This window comes from Kitasatospora azatica KCTC 9699, from assembly GCF_000744785.1.
GTDB lineage: Bacteria > Actinomycetota > Actinomycetes > Streptomycetales > Streptomycetaceae > Kitasatospora > Kitasatospora azatica.
Genome location: NZ_JQMO01000003.1, coordinates 1,065,484 through 1,088,441 on the forward strand (window position 1 = coordinate 1,065,484; position 22,958 = coordinate 1,088,441).

22 protein-coding genes are annotated in these 22,958 nt (G+C 74.6%); 6 read left to right on the top strand and 16 right to left on the bottom strand.

Annotated features, from left to right (window positions below; all coding sequences use genetic code 11):
- Nucleotides 1-7: 7 nt before the first annotated feature.
- The 5 genes from BR98_RS15850 to BR98_RS15870 form a co-directional block, all read right to left on the bottom strand.
- A complete protein-coding gene (locus BR98_RS15850; protein ID WP_232247431.1) occupies nucleotides 8-1,117 on the bottom strand; it encodes a PLP-dependent cysteine synthase family protein in 1,110 nt (369 codons plus the stop codon).
- A 90-nt stretch (nucleotides 1,118-1,207) separates the two neighbouring features.
- Complete coding sequence (locus tag BR98_RS15855) at nucleotides 1,208-3,814, bottom strand: ABC transporter permease (RefSeq protein ID WP_051969820.1); 2,607 nt, start codon at nucleotides 3,812-3,814, stop codon at nucleotides 1,208-1,210.
- Nucleotides 3,811-4,599: an ABC transporter ATP-binding protein gene (locus BR98_RS15860; protein WP_051969821.1), complete on the bottom strand. Its 789-nt coding sequence runs from the start codon at nucleotides 4,597-4,599 to the stop codon at nucleotides 3,811-3,813. The genes BR98_RS15855 and BR98_RS15860 overlap by 4 nt, the downstream gene beginning before the upstream one ends.
- Nucleotides 4,596-4,880, bottom strand: a complete 285-nt coding sequence (locus BR98_RS15865; RefSeq protein ID WP_035845337.1) for an SHOCT domain-containing protein — start codon at nucleotides 4,878-4,880, stop codon at nucleotides 4,596-4,598. The genes BR98_RS15860 and BR98_RS15865 overlap by 4 nt, the downstream gene beginning before the upstream one ends.
- Nucleotides 4,881-5,281: 401 nt before the next feature.
- The gene (locus tag BR98_RS15870) at nucleotides 5,282-6,649 is read right to left on the bottom strand and encodes an ROK family protein (RefSeq protein WP_051969822.1); all 1,368 of its coding nucleotides are present in this window, start codon (nucleotides 6,647-6,649) and stop codon (nucleotides 5,282-5,284) included.
- Nucleotides 6,650-6,666: 17 nt separating this feature from the next.
- Here BR98_RS15870 and BR98_RS15875 point away from each other — a divergent pair, with 17 nt between their 5' ends.
- The 3 genes from BR98_RS15875 to BR98_RS15885 are packed head-to-tail and all read left to right on the top strand — an operon-like array spanning nucleotide 6,667 to nucleotide 9,219.
- Nucleotides 6,667-7,986: an MFS transporter gene (locus tag BR98_RS15875; RefSeq protein WP_083976619.1), complete on the top strand. Its 1,320-nt coding sequence runs from the start codon at nucleotides 6,667-6,669 to the stop codon at nucleotides 7,984-7,986.
- A 38-nt stretch (nucleotides 7,987-8,024) separates the two neighbouring features.
- Nucleotides 8,025-8,504: a HutD/Ves family protein gene (locus BR98_RS15880; RefSeq protein ID WP_035845339.1), complete on the top strand. Its 480-nt coding sequence runs from the start codon at nucleotides 8,025-8,027 to the stop codon at nucleotides 8,502-8,504.
- Between the two features lie 13 nt (nucleotides 8,505-8,517).
- On the top strand, nucleotides 8,518-9,219 hold the full coding sequence (locus tag BR98_RS15885; protein WP_035845341.1) for a nucleotidyltransferase domain-containing protein: 702 nt from the start codon (nucleotides 8,518-8,520) through the stop codon (nucleotides 9,217-9,219).
- Nucleotides 9,220-9,260: 41 nt separating this feature from the next.
- Here the strand turns inward: BR98_RS15885 and BR98_RS15890 are convergent, their stop codons facing one another.
- Together BR98_RS15890 and BR98_RS15895 are read right to left on the bottom strand one after the other, a co-directional pair.
- The gene (locus tag BR98_RS15890) at nucleotides 9,261-10,013 is read right to left on the bottom strand and encodes an acyltransferase (protein ID WP_035845345.1); all 753 of its coding nucleotides are present in this window, start codon (nucleotides 10,011-10,013) and stop codon (nucleotides 9,261-9,263) included.
- Between the two features lie 81 nt (nucleotides 10,014-10,094).
- Nucleotides 10,095-10,871 carry an enoyl-CoA hydratase family protein gene (locus tag BR98_RS15895; RefSeq protein ID WP_035845347.1) on the bottom strand — a complete coding sequence of 259 codons (777 nt, stop codon included), beginning with the start codon at nucleotides 10,869-10,871 and terminating at the stop codon, nucleotides 10,095-10,097.
- Nucleotides 10,872-11,015: 144 nt separating this feature from the next.
- On the opposite strand from BR98_RS15895, the gene BR98_RS15900 reads away from it, so the two are divergent.
- Entirely contained in the window at nucleotides 11,016-11,855 is an 840-nt protein-coding gene (locus tag BR98_RS15900) for an ATP-grasp domain-containing protein (RefSeq protein WP_035852478.1), read from the top strand.
- Between the two features lie 155 nt (nucleotides 11,856-12,010).
- Here BR98_RS15900 and BR98_RS15905 read toward each other — a convergent pair whose 3' ends face one another.
- From BR98_RS15905 to BR98_RS15925, 6 genes are all read right to left on the bottom strand, one after another.
- On the bottom strand, nucleotides 12,011-12,922 hold the full coding sequence (locus BR98_RS15905; RefSeq protein WP_035845349.1) for a DUF6895 family protein: 912 nt from the start codon (nucleotides 12,920-12,922) through the stop codon (nucleotides 12,011-12,013).
- Nucleotides 12,922-13,647: a hypothetical protein gene (locus BR98_RS15910; protein WP_157537804.1), complete on the bottom strand. Its 726-nt coding sequence runs from the start codon at nucleotides 13,645-13,647 to the stop codon at nucleotides 12,922-12,924. The genes BR98_RS15905 and BR98_RS15910 overlap by 1 nt, the downstream gene beginning before the upstream one ends.
- Nucleotides 13,648-13,831: 184 nt before the next feature.
- A complete protein-coding gene (locus BR98_RS39385) occupies nucleotides 13,832-13,993 on the bottom strand; it encodes a hypothetical protein (protein ID WP_157537806.1) in 162 nt (53 codons plus the stop codon).
- Nucleotides 13,994-14,138: 145 nt separating this feature from the next.
- Nucleotides 14,139-14,810, bottom strand: coding sequence for a response regulator (locus BR98_RS15915; RefSeq protein ID WP_035845351.1), 672 nt, complete (start codon nucleotides 14,808-14,810; stop codon nucleotides 14,139-14,141).
- Nucleotides 14,807-16,018, bottom strand: a complete 1,212-nt coding sequence (locus tag BR98_RS15920; RefSeq protein WP_035845353.1) for a sensor histidine kinase — start codon at nucleotides 16,016-16,018, stop codon at nucleotides 14,807-14,809. The genes BR98_RS15915 and BR98_RS15920 overlap by 4 nt, the downstream gene beginning before the upstream one ends.
- Before the next feature lie 150 nt (nucleotides 16,019-16,168).
- Nucleotides 16,169-17,380: a geranylgeranyl reductase family protein gene (locus tag BR98_RS15925; protein WP_035852484.1), complete on the bottom strand. Its 1,212-nt coding sequence runs from the start codon at nucleotides 17,378-17,380 to the stop codon at nucleotides 16,169-16,171.
- Nucleotides 17,381-17,569: 189 nt separating this feature from the next.
- Here BR98_RS15925 and BR98_RS15930 point away from each other — a divergent pair, with 189 nt between their 5' ends.
- The gene (locus BR98_RS15930) at nucleotides 17,570-18,937 is read left to right on the top strand and encodes a dipeptidase (protein ID WP_035852486.1); all 1,368 of its coding nucleotides are present in this window, start codon (nucleotides 17,570-17,572) and stop codon (nucleotides 18,935-18,937) included.
- Here BR98_RS15930 and BR98_RS15935 read toward each other — a convergent pair.
- From BR98_RS15935 to BR98_RS15945, 3 genes are all read right to left on the bottom strand, one after another.
- Nucleotides 18,913-19,818 carry a DUF4184 family protein gene (locus BR98_RS15935; protein ID WP_063774792.1) on the bottom strand — a complete coding sequence of 302 codons (906 nt, stop codon included), beginning with the start codon at nucleotides 19,816-19,818 and terminating at the stop codon, nucleotides 18,913-18,915. The two genes, BR98_RS15930 and BR98_RS15935, sit on opposite strands and share 25 nt — an antisense overlap.
- A gap of 100 nt (nucleotides 19,819-19,918) precedes the next feature.
- A complete protein-coding gene (locus BR98_RS15940; protein WP_035845360.1) occupies nucleotides 19,919-20,974 on the bottom strand; it encodes an NUDIX hydrolase in 1,056 nt (351 codons plus the stop codon).
- 211 nt (nucleotides 20,975-21,185) lie between these two features.
- Nucleotides 21,186-22,163 (bottom strand): ROK family protein, encoded by a 978-nt coding sequence (locus BR98_RS15945; RefSeq protein WP_035845362.1) that lies wholly within the window; start codon nucleotides 22,161-22,163, stop codon nucleotides 21,186-21,188.
- Between the two features lie 175 nt (nucleotides 22,164-22,338).
- Here BR98_RS15945 and BR98_RS15950 point away from each other — a divergent pair, with 175 nt between their 5' ends.
- Nucleotides 22,339-22,902 (top strand): DUF1707 and FHA domain-containing protein, encoded by a 564-nt coding sequence (locus BR98_RS15950; RefSeq protein WP_035845364.1) that lies wholly within the window; start codon nucleotides 22,339-22,341, stop codon nucleotides 22,900-22,902.
- The last annotated feature ends 56 nt before the right edge of the window (nucleotides 22,903-22,958 follow it).

Genomic DNA, 22,958 nt, shown 5'->3' on the forward strand with positions numbered 1-22,958 from the left:
CTGGATATCACGCGGGCAGCGTCTCCGACCAGCCGTTTCCGACGAGGAACGAGTCCAGCGCGCGACGGTGCGGTGCGATGTCCAGGCCCTGCTCGGCGAGCCAGTCATCGGAGTAGTACTTGTCCAGGTAGCGATCACCGGGGTCGCAGATCAGCGTGACCACGCTGCCGTGCTCACCGCGCTCGCGCATTTCGGCCACGATCCGCAGGGCGCTCCACAGCCCGGTGCCGGTGGAGCCGCCGGCCTTCTTGCCGAGGGCCCGCTCCAGGACCCGCATCGCGGCTATCGACGCGGCGTCAGGAACCTTCATCATCCGGTCGATCGCGCCGGGCACGAAGCTCGGCTCCATCCGCTGCCGGCCGATCCCCTCGATCCGCGAGCCGCTGGCGCTGGTGGCGTCCGGGTCGTGCTTGAGCCAGCCCTCGAAGAAACAGGAGTTCTCCGGGTCGGCCACGCAGATCCGGGTGTCGAACTGCTGGTAGTGGACGTAGCGGGCGATGGTGGCGGAGGTGCCGCCGGTGCCGGCGGTGGCGACGATCCAGGCGGGCTCGGGGTGCGGTTCCAGACGCAGCTGGGCGAAGATCGACTCGGCGATGTTGTTGTTGCCGCGCCAGTCGGTGGCCCGCTCGGCGTAGGTGAACTGGTCCATGTAGTGGCCGCCGGTCTCAGCGGCGAGCCGGGCGGAGACCTCGTAGACCTCGCAGGGGTTGTCCACCAGGTGGCAGGTACCGCCGTGCAGCTCGATCAGCTCGATCTTGGCCCGGCTGGTGCTCTTGGCCATCACGGCGACGAACGGCACGCCGATCAGGGCGGCGAAATAGGCCTCGGAGACGGCGGTGGAGCCGCTGGAGGCCTCGATCACCGGCTTGCCGGGGCGGATCCAGCCGTTGCACAGGCCGTAGAGGAAGAGCGAGCGGGCCAGCCGGTGCTTGAGGCTGCCGGTGGGGTGGGTGGACTCGTCCTTGAGGTACAGGTCGATGCCCCAGTCCGCCGGGAGCGGGAAGCGCAGCAGGTGGGTGTCGGCCGAGCGGTTGGCGTCGGCCTGCACCTTGCGGACGGCTTCCTTGAGCCAGGTGCGGTAGGCGGCGTCGGAGCGGTCCACATCTACTGTTTCCATACCTTCAGTGTAACGGAAAGTAGTCATTCTGAATGATTAAGGTTCCGCTTATGGGGCCCCGGACGTGGTCGCCCGGGGCCCCGCCGGCCGTCAGTCGGCCTGGATCGCCCGCAGCACGTCCAGCCGCGCTGCCCGGCGGGCCGGGCGCAGGCCCGCCACCGCGCCGGCCAGCAGACCGGCCAGCAGCACCACGGCCAGCTGGGTCGGCGGCAGCGCGAAGGAACCGGTGCCCGCACTGTCCGAGGCTTTGACCAGGGCCCAGCCGAGGAAGGCGCCCAGCCCCAGCCCACCGACCGAGCCGAACGCGGCCACCAGCACCGACTCCCAGCGCACCATGGCCCGCAGCTGGGCCCGGGTCTGGCCGACCGCGCGCAGCAGGCCCAGCTCCCTGGTGCGCTCGTGCACCGCGAGGGTGAGCGTGTTGGCGATGCCCAGCAGGGCGATCAGCACGGCCAGCGCGAGCAGGGCGTAGACCAGCGAGAGCATCGTGTCGATACCGGAGGCGGCGGTGCTCGCGTACTCGGCGCGGGTCTGCACCTGCGGGTTCCCGTAGCTGGCGGCGACCGGCTGCAGCGCCGCCTTGCCCGCCGCGGCCGACACACCCGGCTTGAGCGCGACGGCGACCAGGGTGTCGCTGTCCTGTCCCCGGTGCGGGGCCCAGGCCTGGCGGGTCATCAGATAGTCACCCGTCAGGCCGGTGCCCTGGTAGAGCGCCCGGACGGTGAACTGCTGGGTGCTGCCGTCGGCGAAGGCCACCGGGACCGACCGGCCCAGCTGCCAGCCGCGGTTGGCGGCCTCGGCACGGGAGACGGCCAGACCGTCGCCGCCCAACTGGTCGAGCTGCCCGTCGACCCGGCCGAGGTCCACCACACCGGCGAACCTGGACGGATCGGTGATGTCCAGGACCCGTCCGTGGCCGTCGATCCGGGCCACGCCCTTGCCGAGTCCCACCGCCTCGCGGACCTGTGGCACCGCGGCCACGGCGTCCGCCAGCTTCGGGCTCAGGCCGCTGCCGCCGGCGCCCCGGGCCGGCGAGCTGATGGCCAGGTCCCCCGCGAAGGAGCTGTTGACGCTGGTGTCGAGGGTTGCCTTGAGCGAGGCGCCGAAGACGGTGAACAGGGTCACCACCGCCACGCCGATCATCAGCGCGGTCGCGGTGGCGGCGGTCCGCCGCGGGTTCCGGGCCGCATTGCGACGGGCCAGCGCACCGGTCACACCACGCAACCGGGGCAGCGGGGCGCCCAGGGTGCGCACCGCCAGCGCGGCGGCCACCGGGCCCAGCACGATCACCCCGGCCAGAGCCGTGACGGCGCCCAGCGCGGTGAGGTTGACGGAGGGTCCGCCGGTGGCGCCCTCGACCGCCAGCGGGATCCCGGCGGCCAGCAGCACGGTGCCGAGCGCCGCCCGGACCAGTCCGGCGCGGCCCGAGGCGGCCCGGTCCACGTCGGTCTCGCGCAACGCGGCCAGCGGCGCGGTCCGGCCGGCCCGGACCGCCGGGACCAGGGCCGAGGCCAGCGTCACCAGGGTGCCGGTGAGCAGCGGCAGCGCGATCGCCCAGCCGCTGACCACCAGTCCGCCGGTGGGCAGCGAGAACCCGGCGGCGTGGAACAGCGCCTTGAGGCCGGTCGCCACCCCGATCCCGCCCGCCAGGCCCGCGACGGAGGCCACCAGACCCACCGTCAGGGCCTCGGCCAGGGTTGCGCCGAGAACCTGGTCCCGGCCGGCGCCGAGGGCGCGCAGCAGGGCGTTCTCCCGGGTCCGCTGGGCGGTCACGATGGCGAAGGTGTTGTGGATGGTGAAGGTGGCGACCAGCAGGGCGATGCCGGCGAAGACCAGCAGCAAGGTGGTGAACAGTTTCAGGAAGCCGCCGGAGACCTGCTGGTTGCTCTCGGCGCTCGCGGCGCTGCCGGTGATCGCCTCGACGCCCTGCGGCAGCCGGGGCTTGATCGCGTCGACCAGCTGCTGCTGCGAGGTGCCGGCGGCGGCCCGCAGTCGCAGCGCGGAGGCCTGGCCCTGGCCCTGCGGGGTCAGGTGGCGCTCGGCGTCGGCCAGGCTGAGACCGGTGTAGGTGGACGGGCCCATGCCGTCGGCGTTGTCGCCGAACACCGCGATGCCGACGATCCGCACCGTCACCGGGTCCGGGGTGCGCACCACCGTGGTGTCGCCGATCGCCAGGTGGCCGGCGTTCGCGGCGCCCCGGTTGATCACCGCCTCGCCGGGCCCGGCGGGCGCCCGGCCGGCGGCCAGGTGGAACGGGTTGAGCTGGGTGTCCGTCAACCAGTTGCCCGCGATGGTGGGCGGGCCCTGGCCGCCGACCGGCTTGCCGTCGGCGCCGACCAGCTGGCCCGCGCCCTGCACCTCGGGCTCGACGGCGGCCACCTGCGGCAGGCCGCGCAGCCGGTCGGCGAGCGCCAGGTCGACCGGCGCCCGGACGCCGCCCGGGGTGTTGGGGGCGGCGAGCACGTCGGCGTTGCGGACCACCGCGTCGGTGCCCGCGTCGGCGCTGGCGAACAGGGTGCCGAAGTTGGCGTGCAGGGTGTCACTGAGCATCATGGTGCCGGCCAGGAAGCTGACGCCGAGCAGGATCGCCGCGAAGGTGCCGAAGAGCCGTCGACGGTGGGCGCGCAGGGAGCGCAGGCCGAGGCGGACGGTGGGGTTCCGGGTGGGGTTGAAGGTGGGGTTCACGGTGGGGTTCATGACCGCACCGGCTTTCGGGACGGCCGGGAGTCCATCGCCTTCATTCGGTCCAGCACCCGGTCCGCGGTGGGGGCGGCCATGGTGTCGACCAGTCGGCCGTCGGCGAGGAACAGCACCTGGTCGGCGTGGGCGGCCGCGCTCGGGTCGTGGGTGACCATCACCACCGTCTGGGCCATCTCGTCCACCGCGCGGCGCAGCAGGCCGAGCACCTCGGCGCCGGTGCGGGAGTCCAGGTTGCCGGTGGGCTCGTCGGCGAAGACCACCTCGGGGCGGGCGGCCAGCGCCCGGGCCACCGCGACCCGCTGCTGCTGGCCGCCGGAGAGCTCGGTGGGGCGGTGGCGCAGCCGGTCGCCGAGACCGATCACGTCGATCAGGCTGGTCAGCCAGGCCTGGTCGGGTGTCGCGCCGGCCAGGTCGAGCGGCAGGGTGATGTTCTCCGGCACGGTCAGGGTCGGGACCAGGTTGAAGGCCTGGAAGACGAAGCCGATCCGCTCCCGCCGAAGGAGCGTCAGCCGACGGTCGGTCAGACCGGTCAGCTCGGTGTCACCGAGGTAGGCGGCGCCGGCGGTGAGGGTGTCCAGGCCGGCGGCGCAGTGCATCAGGGTGGACTTGCCGGAGCCGGACGGGCCCATGATCGCGGTGAATCGCTCGGCCGGGAAGTCGACGCTGACGTGGTCCAGGGCGCGGACCTCGGTGTCACCGATGCCGTAGATCTTGACCGCCTCCTCGACCCGGGCGGCCGGGCGCGCATCGGGCAGCGTGGCGAGACTCTCCAGCAGGCTCATCGGTCGCGCTCCGGCTGCTCGGTGATGACGGCCTTGCGGGCCCGGTACTCGTCTTCGTCGATCTCGCCCCGGGCGTAGCGCTCGCCCAGGACGGCGAGCGGGCCCTGCTGGCCGGCGTGGTGGTACGCGTACGGGCCGAAGCACCCGGCCCGGCGCCAGACGGTGCGACGCAGCACAGCGAAGACGATCACCAGGAAGGCCAACCAGAAGAACGGGATGAACAGGAACCACGGGTGCCAGCCTGAATCGGCCAGCAGCGCGGTCGCGGTGGTCGCGTACATGGGGATCCATCTCCTCGGGTGCGACCCGGGCTCCGCCGGGTCCGTCCCCATGAGCGTCCCGCCGCACGGTGTCCCGGCGCGTCGTGCGGGCGGCGGCCGTCGGCGTACCACGAGGGGAGTAGGCGGAGCGGCGGTCCGCTACTCCGGGGAGGGGTACGCCGGGGAGGTGCGGGGTGCTCGGGGGCCACGTGGTGCTGGGTGCTCGGGGGCCGCGTGGTGCTGGGGGGCGCGTGAGGGCACGTGAAAGCGCGTGGTGGGCTTTGCAAACTTTGCAAAGCCCACCATCAGGGGCACGTGTAGGGCTTTGCAAGCTTTGCAAGGCCCTACCGGGCACCCGCCCAGCGGTTTGCAAAGCTTGCAAAGCCCGACCGAGCGCGCCGCCTCCACCCACCCAAACCCCGCTACTGCACCGCCACCTCCTGAGGGTCCGTCAAGTACGGCTCCCACGCCAGCTCCGCCGCTCCCACCAGCCCCGCGTGGCGCAGCTGAGCAGCCACCACCGGCACCCGGTCGCACCGTCCCCAGAGACTGTGCCCGGTCACCACCTCGGGCAGCCGCTGCGGCGCCGCCGCGAGCAGGTCCTGGTGCAGCCCGCTCAGCACGATCCGGTCCGGGTTGAGGATGTTCGCCAGCCCCGCGAGCCCCAGCCCAAGCCGGTCCACCACCGCGTCCACCGCCGCCCTCGCAACGGGATCGCCGGCCGCCGGCCCAGCACCCACCGCGTCACCGGCCGCCGGCCCGCCACCCCTCGGGCCGCCCGCAACCGATCCACCCGGCACCGCGTCACCATCCGAGACCGCGCCACCCACCGCCGAACGGGCCACCGCCGAACGGGCCAGCTCCCGCGCCTGGTCGAGCAGCGGCTTCCCCGGGTCCGGGGTCCGCCCGGCCGCCGCCAGCAGCGCCTCCGGGTCGGTCTCGACGTTCAGACAACCCCGGTTCCCGCACGGGCAGGGCCGGCCGAGCGGATCCACCGTCAGATGCCCGACCTCCAAGGCCAGCCCGGCGCTACCCGTGTGCAGCCGCCCGTCCACCACCAACGCCCCACCGACCCCCCGGTGCCCGGAGGTGACCAGCAGCAGGTGTCGCGCGTCCCGCCCCGCGCCGTGCCGGTGTTCGGCGAGCGCCGCCAGGTTGGCGTCGTTGGCGACGGCGGTCGGCAGCGGCCGTCGCGCGCGCGGCCCGAGGTCCTGCTCGGCCATCGCTGCCGCGAACAGCTCTGCCACCGGCGTACCGCCGGGCCAGCCGAAGTGCAGGGCGGCCAGCGCGGTGCCCTCCGGCTGGCGCACCGGGTTGGGCAGCGCGAGTGCGGCGCCCAGGCAGCGGCGCCGTTCGGCCCGGATCAGTTCGGCGCCGGCCGCGGCGATCGCGCCGAGCATCCGCTCGGGTCCGGTGCTGGCGGGCAACGGATGGTAGACGGCTTCGCCCAGTACGCCGCCGAGCCCGGCGAGTGCGACCGAGAGGCCGTCGGCGTGCACCTGCGCGGCGAGCACCACCGGCCCGTCCGGCGCCAGGCCGAGCCGGTGCGAGGGCCGGCCCCGGCCGGTGCCGACCGGGTGCGCGTCGACGGTGACCAGGCCGAGCGCGGCCAGCTCCCCCGCGACGGCGCCGGCGGTGGCGCGGGTGACGTCCAGCGCGGCGGTGAGCGCGGACCGGGTGGGGGCCCGGCCGGTGTGGATCAGCTGCAGCGCGGGGCCGAGCAGGCTCCGCCCCCGCTCGAGGGCGGGGCGGCGGACCGGCGCGGGGTGGCTTGTCGGAGTGTGCGGCACTCCTCTATTCTGACTTTGTGCCGCTCCTAAACAAAAAGCCCGCCGCCTCTGCCCGCCCGTCCGGCGCACAGCCGGCCGCCACACAGTCGTCCAGCGCACACCCCACAGCCACACAGCCGTCCAGCACACACCCGCCGGCCGCGAGCCGCTCCTGGAGCCTGGCCCGGATCGCCCTCACCGCCTTCTTCGCCGTCGACGGCTTCCTCTTCGCCGCCTGGGTGGTCCGGATCCCCGACATCCGCGCCCAGGTGCACGCCTCGCACTCCGCCCTCGGCCTGGCCCTGCTCTGCGTCTCGGGCGGCGCGGTGGCCACCATGCCGGTGATCGGCCGGCTCTGCGTCCGGTTCGGCAGCCGCCGCGTCACCGTCGTCTCGCTGCTGCTGCTCAGCGCCGCCGTGGTGCTGCCCCCGCACGCGCACTCGGTACCCACCCTCGGTGCCGTACTCGTCCTCTTCGGCGCCGGGTACGGCGCGGCCAACGTCTCGATGAACAGCGCCGCCGTCGAGGTGGTGGCCGAGCTGCGGCGGCCCGTCATGCCGAGTTTCCACGCCGGCTACAGCCTGGGCGGACTGCTCGGGGCGGCGGTCGGCGGGCTGCTGGCCGGCACCCTGACGGCCAGTTGGGCGCTGGCCCTGAGCGGGGTGCTGGGCCTGGCGGTGACCGCGATCGCCGGTGCGGCACTGCTGCGCACCCGCCCGGCCGGGCAACTGCCCTTCGTGAAGACCGGGAAGCAGACCGCCACCGGGAAGCAGCCCACCGGAAACCCGCCCGGCAGGCTGCCGCACGCCCGCCTGCTGGTCCTGCTCCTCGGCCTCACCGCGCTCTGCAGCTCCTACGGCGAGGGCTCGCTCGCCGACTGGGCCACCCTGCACCTGACCGACGACGTGCACGCGAGCGCCGCGCTGGCCGCCTTCGGCTACGCCGCCTACGCGTTCGCGATGACCACCGGCCGGCTGGCCGGCACCTGGCTCTCCATCCGGCTCGGCCCGGCCCGGCTGATGGTGGCGGGCGGCCTGACCGCCGGCGTCGGCATGCTGGTCGCCGCTCTGACGCCGTCCGTCCCGGTGGTCCTCGGCGGTTTCGTCCTGGTCGGCCTCGGCCTGTCCAACCTCTTCCCGCTGGCGATCGCCCGAGCCGGTGAGGCCGGCGGCCCGCACGGTGTCGCCACTGCCTCCACCCTCGGCTACGCGGGCATGCTGATCGGCCCCCCGGTGATCGGTTTCCTCGCCGACGCGGCCAGCCTGCCGGTGGCCCTGACCACGGTCGCGGCGGCGGGCGCGGGAGCCGCGGCGCTGGCTCTGGTGGTGCACCGCCCGGCGGCGGGGGCGCGCCAGTAGTCCCGCCCGGCGCCGCCAGGTCCGCGCTACCCTGCGGCATGCCCATTGATCAACTCCCCGCCGCCGAGCGGACCGCCGTGCCCTGGCGCAACGGTGGCGGCGTGACACGAGAAGTCGCATCCGCCGACCTTTGGCGCGTCAGCCTGGCCGAGATCGCCACCGACGGTCCGTTCTCCGTCTTCCCCGGGTTGTGGCGGGTGCTCACCGTGGTGGCCGGTCCCGGAGTCGAGCTCACCGTCGCCGACGCGCCACCGGTGACCGTCGAGCCGCTGCGTCCGTTCGCCTTCCCCGGTGACGCGCCGACGAGCGCGCGGCTGCTCGGCGGGCCGGTCACCGCACTCAATCTGATGACCCGTCAACCAGATGCCGATCTGACCCTGCGAACCGGTGGCGAGCTGGTCCCGACTCCCGGTCACCCGCTGCTCGCCGTCGCCCTGGACGGCTACGACGCCCTCCTCGTCACGCATCCGTCCACCGTCGCGGCGCCCGCCGGACCGCTGGCCGTCATCACCCTCTGAAGGATTCCGATCGATGCACCTCGACCAGGCCCGACGCCTCGTCGCCACCCGATTCCCGCAGGCCCTCGGCGCCGTCCTGGCCGGTTCCAGCGCGACCGGTCAGGCCCGGGCCACCAGCGACCTGGACCTAGCGGTCCTGGTCCCGAACGGCGCCTACCGCGAGACGATCCGGTTCGAGAGCCGGGTCGCCGAGCTCTTCGTGCACACCCCCGACACGCTGCCCGAGCTGTTCGCCGCCGGCCGCGCCGACCGGCGCGGGGTGATGCAGACGATGTACGCGGAGGGCCTGGTCCTGCTCGACCCCGAGCAGCTCGTCGCCGGGGCGAGGGCCACCGCCGCCACCGAACTGGCCGCCGGCCCGCCCCAACTGACCCCGGGACAGCGCGAGAGCCTGCGCTACGGCCTCACCGAGGCGCTGGACGACCTCGCCGACAGCACCGACCCCGACGAGCGCGCCGTCCTGGCCGGCGGCCTGCTGCGCAGCGCCGCCGACCTGCTCTGCGACCACCACCGCGCCTGGACCGGCAACGGCAAGTGGCTCCCCCGCCGCCTGCTCATCGCCGACCCTCACCTGGGCGCCACCCTGCTCGCCGCTCACCGCGCCGCCGCCACCGACCCCACCGCCCTGGTGCGGGCGGGCGGCGAAGTCCTCGCCCGCACCGGCGGCCCGCTGCGCGAGGGCTTCCGCCGCGAGTGGTCAGCCGTCGGCGGCTGAGCGGACCGTTCTCGTCCCCCGCCAGTCCGCCGGACTCGCCGTCAGTTCTCGGCCGGCGGGTGCAGGTCCCAGCCCACCAGCGCCCTCAGTTGCTCGGCGGTGATGCCGTCCGGAAGCGGGCGCGGTGGGTCGTGGCGGAAGGGGGGCTGCCAGCCCTCGTCGGGGGTGAAGCTGCGCACGATCCGGGCGGGGGCGCCGGCGACCACGGCGTGGTCGGGGACCTCGCCGCGGACCACGGAGCCGGCGGCGACGACCACGTTGCGGCCGAGGCGGGCGCCGGGGAGGATCACGGCGCCAGTGCCGATCCAGCTGCCGGAGCCGATCTCGACCGGTTCGTTGCGCGGCCACTGCTTGCCGATCGGCAGCGAGGTGTCGCGGTACTCGTGGGCCTGGTCGCTGATATAGACGTTGGGGCCGGTCCACACGTCGTCGCCGAGCACGATGGACTGGTGGCCGACCAGGTGGCTGCCGCGGCCTATCACGCAGCCGCCGCCGATGGTGATCACCGGCTCGGGGCCGAGGTCCAGGCCGGGCAGGAAGCCCGCCGACATGGTGACCCGCTCGCCGATGATGCAGAACGGGCCGATCGCGATCGACTGCTCGTTGAAGACGGTGCCGAGCGGGAAGGCCAGCTTGCTGCCGTCGCCCAGGGTGTGGAAGCGGTACGGGCCGGGCTGCTGATTGCTGACCGCGCCGCGCTCCTGCACCCAGCGCCAGCCTCGGTGCACGGCCCGCGCGGCGGTACGGCGGGTCCGGGCGCGGACGGTGGCGAGCAGGCGGGCGGCGATCGGCATGCGATCACGGTAGCCGCCGGGCCCGCCCGCCTACCGTCGGGGGGACGCAGATCACACCTGGTCAGGCCGGGTCGGGCGGTGTCAGTCGGCCTGGACGGCCCACGGCGCGGGGCGGCGCTCGAGGAAGGCCCGCATCCCCTCCTGGGCCTGCGGCGAGCCGAAGAGCCGGGCGGACTGCTCGACCCGGGCCTCGGTGTCGGCCTCGAAGGAGCGCAGCACCTCCGCGTTGACCAGCTGCTTCGACTCGGCGAGCCCCTGCGGGGAGGCCAGCCGCAGCGCGTCGAGTACCTGAGCAAGCGCTTGCTCGGGGTCCTCGGCCGCGATCGTGACCAGGCCGATCCGGGCCGCCTCGGTCGCGTCGAAGGTCTCACCGGTCAGGTAGTAGCGAGCGGCGGCGCGCGGCTCCAGCTTGGGGCGCAGCGGCAGCGAGATGACGGCGGGCGCCAGGCCGAGCCGCACCTCGGTGAAGGCGAAGGTGGCGGCCGGCCCGGCGATCGCCAGGTCGGCGGCGCCGACCAGTCCGAGTCCGCCGGCCCGGACGTGCCCGTTGGCGTAGGCGATCACCGGCTTGGGGCACTCCACGATGGCCCGCTGGATCTCCACCAGGCCGCGCGGCCCGACGGTGGGGTCGTCGCCGGTCGCCTCGGAGAGGTCCGCGCCCGCGCAGAACACCTTCCCGGTGTGGCCGAGCACCACGGCCCGTACCTCCGGATCCTTGGCAGCCTCGGCCAGCCCCTGCGCGAGTTCGGCCATCAGCCGGCTGGAGAGCGCGTTGCGGTTGTGCGGCGAGTCGAGTTCCAGGGTGGTGACGACCCCGGTCGTGCTGACGCGGACGAGGGGCTCTGCTGCGCTGGTCATCGTGGTGGGACCTGCTTTCCGGTATCCGATATGAGGGTGGGTCGGACGGGTTGGGACGACTCTGGCATGCGGAGGGCGGCCACGACTAGTGCGCCCCGAAACGCGGTGGTGGTCGGTGCCCTCGGCCGGGCAGAATCCCAGGTCATGACCCGTCTCCTGCTGCTGGCTCCCCGGATCAACGAGACCGGGCTGCAGCTGCTCACCGCCGCCCGCCGTCGTGGCCTGCGCGCCCACACCGCGCGCGGTTGGTCCGTCCCGGAGGAGCTGACCGGCCTCGGCCCGGCCCATGTGTACGGTGGCCCGCTGTTCGCCGACGCGGTGGGGCTCGAGCTGGGCCTGGCCGCGCTGGACGCGCCGCTGGACTGGCTCGCCGGGCTGCCGGTGGAGCTGACGCACCGTCAGATCTCCTGCACCACCCTGGTCGAGGCGCGCCGGTTGCGCCGCCCGGCCTTCCTGAAGCCGCCGGTGGACAAGCTCTTCCCGGCCCGGATCTACCCCGACGGCAGCGGCCTGCCCGGCCCCGACGCCCTGGACGACGACACTCCGGTGCTGGTCAGCGACCCGGTCGCGTTCGTCCGCGAGTACCGGCTCTTCGTCCTGGACGGCGCGGTGCACACCGCCTCCCGGTACGCCGTCGACGGCCGCCTCGACATCGCGCCGGTGACCGACGCGCTGGTGGACGTCGCGCCGGCGACCGACGCGCCGGTGGCCGAGGACCGGCACGCCCCGGCGGCCCTCGCCTTCGCCCGGCAGGTCCTGGCCGCGACGGCCGACGGGCTGCCGAGCGCGGTGGTAGTGGACGTCGGCCTGCTCGCGGACGGCCGCTGGGCGGTGGTCGAGGCCAACCCGGCCTGGGCCAGTGGTGGTTACGCCTGCGACCCGGACCTGGTGCTCGACGTGGTGCTGCGCGCGGCCGGCCCGGCGGACGAGCTGCGTGCGACGGACCTGCCGTACTGCCGCGCCCTGCCCGCGGTGTGGCGCTGACCCTCCGCCCATCGCTGACGATCCGTCAGATCCCCCGCTCCAGCAGGGTGTTCTCGGGCCCGTCGACGGTGCGCAGGTGCGCGGTCAGCGGGTCCTGCTAGCCGACCTCGCCGCGCCCGTCCAGGTCGGTGGCCGCTGCGTCGGCGGCGGCGTACTCATGACGCCACCGCCAGCGCGCGCGAGACCGTCAGGGTGCCGGCGACGACGGCCACGACGGTCGGGTGGCAGCGGTCGCGGAAGGCCTGCTCCGGATCGCTCGGCGGTGGGTTGACGCCGTTGGGCAGCATGCCGTCCGGCCGCTGGGCCAGGGCGAGTTGCTCCCAGGCGTCGGCGTACCCGTGCGGCCGGTCGAGGCAGCCGGCGACGATCAGCAACTCGCCGAGCAGGTCCCAGGAACGGGTCTCGGTGAACACCTCCACCCAGACGGGGAGCCAGCGGTGCAGGTACTCCTGCAGGAGTGGCGGGAGACCTCCGGGGTGGGCGGCGTAGTCGGTGAGGTGGCAGACGGTGTGGGCAACGCCGTGGGCGGTGTTGGCGTCCAGCATCCACGGCTCGGGCGTGCCGCCCAGCCAGCTGCGGGCCACCAGGTCCGCGGTGTCGGGCGGGTCCGGCAGGCCGAGCCGACGGTTGGCCGCGAGGACGGCCAGCCGCCGGTTGGGTGCCTGCTCGGGTACGGCCGCCGCGCGCAGCCCGGCCAGGTGCTCGGCGAGCGAGTCCAGCCGTGGGTGGCGGTAGCCGGCTGCGGCGAAGAGCGAGTAGATCTCGGTCGGGTGGCTCGCGGCCGGCGCCTGGCGCTGCAGGGCCAGCAGCAGCTCGCCGAAGCGGAACTCGCGCCAGGCGTAGTCGAGCAGTTCCTCGGCGGTCCGGGCACCGGCCTCACCGGCCACCGCCTCGCGCCGGACGGTACCGCCGGCCAGCGCCAGGTCGGCCAGGGCCTTCAGCGCGTTGCCGTCGATCTCGTGGTCGGGGAGGTCTCGGGGCAGTGCGAAGCTCGCGCGCATCCGGCCCAGCCAGCCGAGTGCGCCGTCGGCGACCTGTCCGGCCCGCCGCACCATGGTCGGGTCCATCAGCGTCCACCTTCCAGCAGGTACCGGGCCAGTACGGTCTCCAGCATCGTGCGCGGCTGGTCGAAGGCGAGCTGCTCGAGGTGCTCGATCGCGGGGGCGAGCAGCGGTTCGGGGGCGTGCTGGTGGTCGAGTGCGAGCCAGCGGGCCAGTCGGGCGGCGCTGAGGTGGTCGCGGCGCAGCAGCGCCCGAGTCATGCCCCGGGTGAGGTCGAGGCGGTGCCGGCGGGCCTGGTCACGCAGCGGACTGGCCAGCGGGGGCAGGGCGAGAGAGGAGAGCCGGGCCAGGTCAACGCACCACGGCACCCAGTGCGGCGGCTCGGCGGGATCCGCGGTGCCGGCGGTGGTCGCCAGGCCCTCCCAGCCGTCGGTGGCGACGCCCAACTCGCCCAGCGCGCCGGCCAGCGCCTGGTCCCGCCAGGCCCACAGCTCGCGGTCCGCGGCGCCCTCGGGCGGCGCGGGGAAGGCGCCGACGGCGGCGTGCACCAAGGCGGCGTCGGCCGCGGGGAAGGCGTGGCCGGCCAGTAGCGCGGCGGTCAGCGCGTCGGCGCCGAGGACCCGGACGGCGGCCAGTGCGGGGACCGGCTCGGCCTGGGCGGCCACCCGCCGGTGCAGGCAGAAGGGTTCGGCGCGCGGCTCGGCCCGACCGCGGATCGCCTCGGCCAACTGGCCGGCCAGTGTCCCGGCGGCCGATTCGACCGCACCGGGCATCACCTCGTGAGCAGACATACCGCTTGCCTCCTGGGGCGAAGTCGGGTGCGGTATGTCCCACGCTGCTCCGGTTGCCGCCGGACCGAGGGCTTCAGTTGGGCCATCCGGGGGACGGCCGCGCGGCCCGCCGGGGAGGAGCCGGCAGACAGCAGAGTGCCCCGCCCCGTGTGTGGGGCGGGGCACTTCGGCACCCGATGGTCTGTCAAGCCGGGCGGAGCCACTGGCCCCAGTGCGACGGCGCCTCCACCGGCCGGCAGCACGGCCGGGCGCAGTGCGTCTCGTGGGGCGAGGGCGCCTCGTCCTCCGGGTCGATGACGAAGGTGCCGGTGGCGTCGATGGTTCTTGGGATCTTCTTGCGGTCCATCCTGCTGCTCCCCTCCGAAGGTGGCAGAGATTGACACTACCTTCTGTTGCCGAGCATGTACATGGCGTACATGTTCGAAGATACAGGATGTCAGCAAGAGCGCCGACCCGGCCCGCCAAGCTCCCCCGGTGCCGGCCCGCCCGCGCTACCCCAGCCACCCCGGGCGGACCAGCCCGCTCTCGTAGGCGAGGACCACCAGTTGGGCGCGGTCACGGGCGCCGAGCTTGACCATCGCACGGCTGACGTGGGTCTTCGCCGTGAGCGGGCTGACCACCAGACGGCGGGCGATCTCCTCGTTCGACAGACCCATGCCGACCAGGGTGAGCACCTCGCGCTCGCGGTACGTGAGGGCGGTCAGGGCCGGGCCGGCGGCTTCGGCGGGGGCCTTGGAGCGGGCGGCGAACTCGCCGATCAGCCGGCGCGTCACACCCGGTGACAGCAGCGCGTCCCCGGCGACGGCCACTCGGACGGCGCGCAGCAGGTCGGCCGGCTCGGTGTCCTTGACCAGGAATCCGGCCGCGCCGGCGCGCAGCGCCTCGAAGACGTACTCGTCCAACTCGAAGGTGGTCAGCACGACCACCTTGACGGCGGCCAGTTCGGCCCGGGCGCCGATCCGCCGGGTCGCCTCGAGACCGTCCAGCACGGGCATCCGGATGTCCATCAGGACCACGTCCGGCAGCAGCTCGGTGGTCAGCCGCACCGCCGCCTCGCCGTTGTCGGCCTCGCCGACCACCTCGATGTCGGCCTGCGCGTCCAGCAGCGCCTTGAACCCGGCCCGGACCAGCATCTGATCGTCCGCCAGCAGCACTGTGATCATCGCTCCCCCGCTCCCTCTCGTGCGGTCGGCAGCCAGGCTGTCACCCGGAAGCCGGTGCCGTGCGGCCCCGCCGCCAGGGTGCCACCGAGCGCGGCCGCACGTTCGCGCATCCCGGCCAGCCCGTTGCCGCCGCCCACCGGCTCCGCCACGTCCGGTGCAGCGGCCGGACCGGGGTCGTCCACCTGGACGGTCAGGCCGTCCGGCGCGGTCCAGTCGAGCAGGATCTCGGCGCGGCGGGCCGCGGAATGGCGGATCACGTTGGTCAGCGCCTCCTGGACGATCCGGAAGGCGGCCAGGCCGACTCCGGTCGGCGGCGGGCGCTCGGCGCCCTCGACGCGGACCGCGACGTCGAGGCCGGCGTGCGCGGCCTGGGCGGTCAGCTCGGGCAGCCGGTCCAGGCCCGGGGCCGGCCGGCGCGGCGCGGCGGTGCCGGGGGTGCGCAGGGTGCCGAGCACCTGGCGGACCTCACCGAGTGCCTCCTTGCTGGCCGCCTTGATGGTGACCAGGGCGGAGCGGGCCTGCTCGGGCTGATCGTCGATCAGCTCCAGTGCCACGCCGGCCTGCAGGTGGATCAGCGAGATGCTGTGGGCGAGGATGTCGTGCAGCTCGCGGGCCATCTTGAGCCGCTCCTCGTCGGCCCGGCGGCGGGCGGCGGCCTGCTCGGCGGCGCGGTGCGCGGCGATCTGCTCGTGCCGGAACCGGACGAGCTCGGCGACCGCGGCCAGCAGCAGGACCAGCGCGGTGACACCGAGCTCCTGCCACCAGCCGCGCGCGATGTGCCCGCGCTGCCAGTCGGCGGGCAGCGCGAAGGTGAGCAGGAGATGGCCGAGGTAGACGGCGCCGAGGCTGAGCCAGGCGGCCCGGCGGTGATCGCTTCCGACGGCGGTGCAGTAGGCGACGGCGAAGCTGAGGAAGACCGGCCCGTAGGGGTAGCCGGCGCCGAGGTAGAGCAGGGTGACGGCGGCACTCGCGCCGACCACCGCGACGGGGTGGCGCTTGCGCAGCACCAGCAGCGCCGGGCCGACCAGCAGCAGCACGTACCCGAAGGCATCCAGCGGCACCCGCTGCGGCACCTGGTGCTTGGCCGCGACGGAACTGCCGAACAGCTGGATCACACCGACCAGCACCGAGGACGCCACCGGCCAGCCGGCCTTGCCGGCCCGGATCCAGGGCGGCTGCCAGGGACCGTGGTCCGTACCGGTGCTCATACCGTGCGGCCTTGAGTGCTCATGCCGGAAGGCTAGGGGAGAACGGGCGGCCCGGGCGTCAGCCGGCCGGGGTGCTCGCGGGTACTCCCTGGGGAGTATGCAAAGTGTGGGGCTTTGCAAAGTTTGCAAAGCCCCACACGAAAGCAGTCCCTACCGCGAAGCCAGCGCAGCCAGCCGGCGGGCGGCGCTGTACTGGCGCAGGATCTGGGCGAAGGTGGTGTGCCCCTGGGTGGTCTGGGCGAAGGCGCGCCAGGCGGGGCCGATCGCGCAGACCGCCAGGTGGAACAGGTGCGGGCGCCGCTCGAAGGCCTCCAGCATCACCTTGCCGGCCCGCATCTCCACGCCCAGGCCGGCCTTCACGGCGAACGCGTAGTTGAGCGCCTGGCGCCGCACGTCGCTCGGCCCGGCCGCCTCGGCGACCTGCACCGCCCACTCCCCCGCCAGCCGTCCGGAGCGCAGCGCGTACGAGATGCCCTCGCGGGTCCACGGCTCCAGCAGGCCGGCGGCGTCACCGGCGACCAGCACCCGGCCCCGGGAGAGCGGCGAGTCCTCCGCGCGGCAGCGGGTCAGGTGGCCGGACTCGATGGCCGGCGCGAAGCCGGCCAGGCCCAGCCGGCGGATGTAGTCGGCCAGGTAGCGCTTGGTCAGCTCGCCGTCCCCGCGCGCCGAGATCACGCCGACGGTCAGCGTGCCCGAGTCGGTCTTCGGGAAGACCCACCCGTAACTGCCGGGCAGCGGCCCCCAGTCCAGGTGGATCCGCCCTTCCCAGGACCGGATCACCCGCTCGGGCACCGGGATCTCGGCCTCCAGGCCGAGGTCGATCTGATCGAAGGTCACCCCGACGTGCCGCCCGATCCGGCTGGCGCTGCCGTCCGCCCCGACCACCGCGCGGGCCTGCACCGAGCGTCCGTCGGCGAGGGTGACGGCCACCGTCCGCCGGTCCGCGCCGCCCTGCTGCTCGACGCCGGTCGCGGTCACGCCGGTGACCAGCACCGCGCCCGCCTGCTGGGCCGCGTCGACCAGCCGCAGGTCGAACTCGGTCCGGTTGACCAGTCCGAAGAGCATCCGCTTGGAACGCCGGGTCCGGGTGAACCGCCCGTTCAACGCGAAGGTGACGGCGTGCACCCGGTCCTGGAACGGGATCTTGAAGTCCGGCGGCAGACTGTCCCGGGACGGTCCGATGATCCCACCGCCGCAGGTCTTGTAGCGGGGGTGCTCGGCCTTGTCCAGCAGCAGCACCCGCCGGCCCTGAGCGGCCGCGGCGTGTGCGGCCGAGGCGCCGGCCGGCCCGGCACCCACCACCACCACGTCCCAGATCCCACTCAGCGGATCGGCGGCACGCTCATCGGCGGCATCCTGCACATCGGCGGCGTCCTGCACATCGAGCACATCATCGAGGGGCAGGCTGGGATCAGGGGCGTTACCGGAGTCTCTCACGGCGAATCATCCTATGCGCCACGACACGGCGGGCCCGCCCAGCAGCCCCGCACGGTCTTCGGAGCGGCGCCTATGCTCGTCGAGCAGGCGATCACCCAGCTCCCGGAGACCACCATGACCGCTTCCGATCTCGCCACCGCCGTCCGTGCCCTGATGCCCCGTGCCCAACGGGAGCTGGCCGAGCTGGTGGCCTTCCCGTCGATCGCCGACCCCGAACTCGGTCTGGAGCAGGAGTGCCGGGCTGCCGCCCGATGGGTGGCCGAGGCGCTGCGCGCCGAGGGCCTGACGGACGTTCGGCTGCTCGACACGCCGGACGGCACCCAGTCCGTCTACGGCGAACTGCTGGGCCTGCCCGACGCGCCGACGGTGCTGCTCTACGCGCACTACGACGTGCAGCCGGAGCTGGACGCCGCGGCCTGGACCAGCCCGCCGTTCGAGCTGACCGAGCGCGACGGCCGCTGGTACGGGCGCGGCGCGGCGGACTGCAAGGGCAACATCCTGATGCACCTGACGGCCCTTCGGGCGCTGCGCGAACTCGGCGGCGGCACGCTGCCGGTCAATCTCAAGGTGATCGTCGAGGGCTCGGAGGAGCAGGGCACCGGCGGGATGGAGAAGTACGCGCTCGGCGCCCCCGAGCTGCTGCTGGCCGACGCCATCGTGATCGGCGACGTCGGCAACTTCGCCGCCGGCCTGCCCACGGCGACCGCCTCGCTGCGCGGGATCACCGAGGCGGAGATCGAGATCCGCACGCTGGCGGGCAACCTGCACTCGGGCCAGTTCGGCGGCGCCGCCCCCGATGCGCTGGCCGCGCTGATCAAGGTCCTCGGCACGCTCTACGACGAGCAGGGCGCCACCGCCATCACGGGCCTGCCGGCCGACCAGACCTGGCCGGGCGTCAGCTACCCCGAGGACCGCTTCCGCGCCGACGCCAAGGTGCTGGACGGCGTGCAGCTGATCGGTGGCGGCGAGATCGCCGACCGGCTCTGGGCCCGCCCGGCGGTCACCGTGGTGGGCATCGACGTGCCCTCGGTGCTCGGCTCGACCTCCTCGGTGCAGGCCACGGCCCGGGCGAAGGTCAGCCTGCGGGTGCCGCCGGGCATGGACGTGGACGCCGCGCAGGCCGCGCTGCTGGAGCACCTGAAGGACGCGGCGCCGTGGCACGTGGACGTCCGGGTGACCGCCCTGGCGAGCGGCTCGCCGTTCAGCGCCGAGACCGCCGGCCCGGCCTACGAGGCGCTGGGCGCCGCGATGCACGAGGCGTACGGGGTGGAGATGGTGGTGTCCGGCGAGGGCGGCTCGATCCCGCTCTGCAACACCCTGCGCAACCTCTACCCGAAGGCCGAGATCGTGCTGATCGGGGTCGAGGAGCCGGGCTGCCAGATCCACGCCGTGGACGAGAGCCTCGACCCCTCCGAGCTGGAGAAGATGGCCCTGGCCGAGGCGCTCTTCCTGCGCGACTACCCGAAGGTCTGGGGCAGGTAGCGACGGTTGCCGAGCCGGTCGGCGAGCGCCAGCAGAGCGGCGCCGGTGACCACCCCGGCGCCACCGCCGAAGCACAGGTCGGCGATCAGGCTCGGGTGCCCACCGCCACCGTCGGCGCGGCGGAGCCGCCTGGCGCGGGCCACCCGGTGGGCCGCGCCGAGCCCGGCGGCGAGCAGCACCGCGGCGCGCCGGACGGGCTGCGGGAGGATGGGCGGCGCGGGTGCGGGGGCGTCGTCCGGCGCCGGCAGCTCGCGCACCTCACGCAGTTCGCGGTCCAGGTAGCGCAGCAGGCCGACCAGTGCGACCGCCGAGCCGCCGTACTGGGCGACCACGCAGAGCGGGACGGCGCCGACCCGCCGCTCCAGCACCGGCAGCAGTCGGCCGCCGGCCCGGCCGGGGTGGGTGAACTCGTCCCAGCCGACGTGGCTGGCGGCGCCGATCGCCGCGGAGAGCGCGAACGCGGCGACACCGGCCGGCCCGGTGACGTGCCCGGCCCGGTATCCGGCCCGGCGCCCGGCCGGGTAGCCGGTCGCACGCCCGCTCGCGCGCCCCGTCCCCCACCCGGTCCTGCGGCGCGCGGTGACCGCCTCGGCGGGGGCGGCCCAGCGCGGCGGCAGCAGTCCGAGCAGCGGGCGGCGCAGCGCCAGGTGCCAGCCGCCGACCAGCACGGCCGCCAGCGCGACGTCCACCGTGGGGACCGCCCACCAACGGTGCGTCAGCGTGCCGCCCCGGTACAGCTCGGGCTGCCAGGAGGCCGCGAAGAACGGCAGGTCCGGCGCCATCGACCCGGCCACCAGGGCGGATGCCACCAGCGGCCCGCGCCCGCGCAGTCCGCGCAGCAGCGGGAGCACGGCGACGGGGTGGCTGAAGGTGAACGGCATAGGCCCATCCTGCCCCCTCGCACCCGAACCCGCCCACGCCGCCCTGCGCGCCCGCGTACCGGCAGACCCGCAGACCCTCAGCCCCGCACCGAGGGCGGTCTCAGCCTCCGCCCACCCCCTGCGCCGCCGGAAGCCCCGCCTCCAGGTAGCGCGGAGTGCCGGTGGGCCGGGCTTCGAGGGCTCCGGCCAGGCGGCGGTAGCGGCCCGGCGACAGCAGCCGCTCGGCCTCCCCCAGGGTGACGAACCGCCAGTCCCGCAGCTCGTCCGGCGGCAGCCGGAGCGCCGCGCGCTGACCCGCGGTCAGCCGACCGCCGTCGTAGACCAGCCGCATACCGCCGCGGTGGTCACCCGTCCGCGGCTCCCAGTCCACCGCGAGCAGCCGAAGCGCTCCCGGCTCCAGGCGCAGGCCCAGCTCCTCGGCGGCCTCGCGGACCGCGGCGGTGGTCGGCGCCTCGCCGCGTTCGACCACCCCGCCGGGGAACTCCCAGGCGGGCTTGTAGACGGGGTCGACCAGCAGCACCCGGTCCTGCTCGTCGAAGAGCAGCACGGCGGCCGCCACGGTGTCCCCGGGGGTGGTGCTGCTGCGCACGATCGGGCAGCGGGCGGTGCCCTCCTTGACCAGCGCGGCCAGCGTCTCGGCGACCTGGCGCGGGGTCAGCTCGGCGGTGTCGAGCACATGGGCGTCGCGGTGCAGCCACTCCCGCGCTGCCTGGTACTCCGGGAGGTGGTCGAAGCGCCAGCGACGGACCCGCTCGCTGGCCACCGGGTCGCCCGGGACCTCCTCGCCGGCCGCGATCCTCGCACGCAGGATCGTTTCCTCAGCGTGCAGCACGAAGTGGTGCACCGGCAGTCCGCGGGCTGCCAGGGCGCCGAAGATCTCGTCCCGGTACTCCTCGCGCAGCAGGGTCATCGGCACCACCAGCGTGCCCGGCACCTCGCTCAGCAGGGCCGCCGCCACCTCGGGTACCAGTCTTCGCCAGGCCGGCAGGTCCTGGAAGTCGGTGACCTCGGCCAGCCGCTGGGCCGGCAGCAGCTCGCACAGCGCGTGGCCGACCAGCTCCGGATCATAGAGCGTGCTGTCCGGCAGCAGCTCGAGCAGTTCCCGGCAGGCACTGGTCTTGCCCGCCCCGAACGTCCCGTTGACCCATACGATCACGACTCCCCCTGACCTCGGGTGGCCCCGGCACGGTGTGCGCCGGGTGTCCCGGCACCATCTCGGGTGGTACCCGTCGGGCCCGATCCCTCACTCCTGACGATCTGACCGACCGTCAGCTACTGCCTTCACGCCGGCGCGTGTTCGCCGGTTCCCGCCGGGTGCGCACGCCCCGCGCGCCTCCCGGCCCGCCCCGGCGCCCACCCGGCGGCAGTCACTTCTCGGTGGCCCAGAGGGCAGCCGCGGCGGCGCCCACCAGCCCGGCGTCGGTGGCCAGTTCGGCCTGGCAGATCCGCAGCCCCCGGACGTAGGAGAGCGTCGCGTACTCGGCCAGCCGGGCCCGCAGCGGACCGAGCAGCAGGTCGCCGGCCTGGGCCACGCCGCCGCCGATCACCACCACGTCCAGCTCGACCAGGGTCGCGGTGGCCGCGATCCCGGCCGCCAGCGCCTGGCCGGCCCGGGCGAAGGCGGACAGGGCGCGCGGATCACCGTCGCGCGCCGACTCGGCCACCGCGACGGCCGTCGCGCCGCCGGAGATGTCCACCAGCCCGCCGCCGCGCGGTCGCCAGCCGGCGGCGAGCGCATGCCGGGCGATCGCGGTGCCGCTGGCCAGGCCCTCCAGGCAGCCACGGCTGCCGCACGGGCACGGGTCGCCGTCCAGGTCGACGCTGATGTGTCCGATGTGGCCTGCGTTGCCGCTCGGCCCCGGGTAGAGCGCGCCGCCCAGCACCAGACCGCCGCCGACACCGGTGGACACCACCAGGCAGAGCGCGTTGTCGAAGCCGCGGGCCGCGCCGCGCCAGTGCTCGGCGGCGGCCATCGCGACACCGTCGCCGGTCAGCACGGTCGGCAGTCCGTCGGCCAGGAAGCTGACCTCGCGGACCACCGGGAAGTCGCGCCAGCCGGGAATGTTCACCGGGCTGACGGTGCCCCGGACGGTGTCCACCGGCCCGGCACTACCGACGCCGACCAGCCGCACCCGGGACCAGTCGGCACTCGCCCGCAACTCGGCCAGCACCTCGGTGAGCGCGGCGAAGACCGCCTGGCCGCCCTCCCCGGCCCGGGTCGGGCGCTCGGTGCGGTGGTGCAGCAAGCCGTCCTCGGCGCCGACCAGCGCACCGGCGATCTTCGTCCCGCCGATGTCGATCGCCGCCACCAGGGCCTGACCGGCCACCGCCTGCCCACGGAGCATCCGCCGCCTCTTTCCTCAAAGCCGGGACCCCGCACGGCCGGCAACCCGCCGCTGACCCTATCGGCTCCCCCGCCCCGGACACGTCAGGGGCACCAGCGGCAACCAGTACCCCGGCAGCACCCCGGCACGGTCCCGCTCCTGGACACATACGCCCGGCACGGCCGAGAATCGCCCTATGACCGCACTCGAGCCCCGCACTGACGCGGCGCCATCCGGCCTGCTCGACCGGCCTTCCGAGGCCGACCGCGACCGGGCGCTCGAGATGCTGCGGGAGAGCGCGGGCGACGGCCGGCTCTCCCATGACACCTTCATGCGCCGGATGGAGCTGGTCCTGACCGCGCGCAGCCGCACCGAACTGGACGCGGTCCTCGCCGACCTGCCCAGCGACGGCCCACTGGCCCGCGCGGTGCTGCGCACGGTCGGCCGCCTCTCCGCGTTCACCGTCCGCCTGCGCAACGCCTGGCGCACCGAGCGCCTCCCCGGACTGACCCTCCCTCAGCTGGGCCCGCAGGCCCTGCGAATCGGCCGCGCCCCCGGCTCCGACCTGCGGCTGGCCGACACCTCGGTCTCCCGCTCACACGCCGAACTTCGCCGTGAGACCCACGGCTGGGTCCTCTACGACCTCGGCTCCACCAACGGCACCCACGTCAACGGCCACCGAGTCACCGGCGGCGTCCCGGTCCACCCCGGCGACCAGGTCGCCTTCGGCAACCTGGCCTTCCGGCTGGCCGCAGGCTGACGGGGCGTCAGCCGGACGGGCGCGATCGCGCGGCGGATCGGCGCGGTGGGCCATAG